Source organism: Streptomyces sp. GC420, assembly GCF_009916105.1.
In the GTDB taxonomy this organism is placed as follows: Bacteria; Actinomycetota; Actinomycetes; order Streptomycetales; family Streptomycetaceae; genus Streptomyces.
Genome location: NZ_JAAAXQ010000674.1, coordinates 1 through 2,283 on the forward strand (window position 1 = coordinate 1; position 2,283 = coordinate 2,283).

The following is a 2,283-nucleotide window of genomic DNA, read 5'->3' on the forward strand; positions in this document are numbered from 1 at the left end:
GACGCAGGCCGGGGTGCGGGCCGGATCCCGAGCGGACACGGGCCGGACGCGGACCGGACGCGGACCGGACGCGGACCGGACGCGGACCGGACGCGGGCCGGACCTCAGCCGGGAAGGGGGCGCCGGGCACGCAGCCCCGCACGGTCGGCCGCCGCGGTGCCCTCGTGGTGACCGGCGGCGTCGTAGGCACCGCGCACCCGGGTCGTGGAGGTCTCGGGGAAGAGGCGGTCCGTCTCGGCGGTCACCGCGAGGTCGCGGGCCGCCAGGACCGGCAGGAGACGGTCCCGGCCGGCGCCGCGGGACTCCGCCGTCGCCCCGCCGCCCGCGTCCGCCGACTCGTTCGCCGCCGCGTCCGCGGCCGCCTCGGCCGCCTCGGCCAGCCGGGTCCCTATCCGGCCCGCGTAGGCCAGCAGGAACGACTGCCGGAACGCCTTGGTCCTTCTGCGGCCCCCGGCCCGCTGCCCCGCCTCCGCCCGCGTCATCGCCGCCATGCCCTGCACCAGCAGCGAGGTGTGGAGCAGCTCCACCGCCTCCAGGTCCCCCTCGAAACCGACGACCGTCGAGAAACCGAGGCCGCTGTTCCACACCGCGCGGCAGCGGTTCGCCGAGGCGACCGCGTCCAGCAGGATCGCCTTCGCCGTCTCGTACGGCGCGTCCACCCCGATCCGGCACGCGACCGGACCGTCGCCCGGGACCGCGCGTCCGGCCGCGAGCAGCGCCTCGTCCACACTGTGCCGCGCCATCAGCTCCTGCGCCTTCGCCGTCAGCGCCTCCGCCTCCTCCGGGAAGCCCGTGGCCTCCGCCTTGGCGAGCAGCGCCCGGATTCGCCCGAACTGCTTGGGTTCGCCGTGCGCGGCCGGCGCGGCCGTACCGCTGCCGGGCACCGGACCCACCGGTTCGAGGGACGGCAGCCTCAGCAGCAGCCGCAGCACTTCGAGCAGGGCCGTGGCCAGGGAGAACCGGTCGAGGGACGTCCGGCGCCCGGCGTACCCGATGAAGTCCGGGTCCGGGCCTTCCGCCCACGGCACCGTGTCCGCGCCGAGGTCGCGCAGCTGCGCGGTCCACCGGTGGTCGAGGCGGGCGTACTCCCGCACCTCGGAGGCGATCAGGCAGGCCACCACACGGACGTGCGCGGCATCGAGGTCGCGGCGGACGAGCCGTACGACGTCGGCGGGCTGCCAGCCGCGCTCCCAGGCGGTCCGCACGAACCCCTCACCCCGGCTCAGCAGTTCCTCGCCCACCGCGGGCCACTGGGAGGCGGACGCGGCGGCCAGGACGGACGCTCCCGTGTCGAGGGAGGCGTCGTCCTCGGCGTACAGCGCCGCGGCGAACGCCCGGTCGACCGTGTCCCGCGCTGAACCCACCGTCCGGCTCCTCATGTGTCTGGGCGCCCGAAAACTTGTCCACAGGCTGTGGACAGTGATTGCGCACCGGACCATCTTGCCTCGCGCGGGCACCGGCCGACCGCCCCGGCCCCTCCCCCGGGCGGCCGCGCACGCGCCGCGCCGGGCCGGGCCGCCGTCCCTACGAAAGCAGGACCAGCTTGCCCGGCGCGTGGCCCCGCTCGCTCAGCTCATGGGCCCGTGCCGCCTCGGTGAGCGGGAAGGAACCGGCGACTGGCACCCGCAGACGGCCCTCGGCCACCAGACCGGCACAACGGGCGAGCTCCTCGGCGGAACGGGCGCCGCCGCCCGAGAAGACGACGCCGTGTTCGGCCGCCGCCGGGTCGGCGATGGTGACGATGCGGTCGGTCGTGCCGCCGCGCAGCTCGACCGACACGGGCAGCGCGCCCTGGCCCGCGGCGTCGAAGACCGCGTCGACGCCGCTCGGCGCGGCGGCCCTGACGCGTGCGGCGAGACCGTCCCCGTAGGCGACGGGGATCGCGCCGAGCGAGCGCAGGTGGTCGTGGTTGCGGGGTGAGGCCGTGCCCACGACCGTGACCCCGCGGGCCACGGCGAGCTGGACGGCGACGCCGCCGACCGCGCCCGCCGCGCCGTGCAGCAGCAGCGTTTCGCGGTCCCCCACTTCGAGGAGGTCCAGGACGCGGGCAGCCGTCTCGGCGGCCACGGGCAGCGCCGCGGCGGCCTCCCAGTCCAGGCCGGCCGGCTTGGGGGCGACGGTGGTGGCCAGGGCGTACGGGGCGTAGGCGCCGGTGTCCGTCCAGCCCAGGACCTCGTCGCCGACGGACACGCCGGTGACGCCCGCGCCGACCTCGTCGACGACCCCGGCCGCCTCGATGCCGGGCACGGCGGGGAGGGAGGCGGGGGCCATGTGGGGCAGCAG

Annotated in this window: 2 protein-coding genes; both read right to left on the reverse strand. The window is 77.1% G+C overall.

Features of this window, described 5'->3' with window-relative positions; translation table 11 throughout:
* Nucleotides 1–104: 104 nt before the first annotated feature.
* Nucleotides 105–1,364 (reverse strand): DUF2786 domain-containing protein, encoded by a 1,260-nt coding sequence (locus GUY61_RS37680; protein ID WP_313897035.1) that lies wholly within the window; start codon nt 1,362–1,364, stop codon nt 105–107.
* Between the two features lie 160 nt (nt 1,365–1,524).
* On the reverse strand, nt 1,525–2,283 hold a 759-nt coding region (locus tag GUY61_RS37685), incomplete at its 5' end, for an NADP-dependent oxidoreductase (protein WP_166634788.1).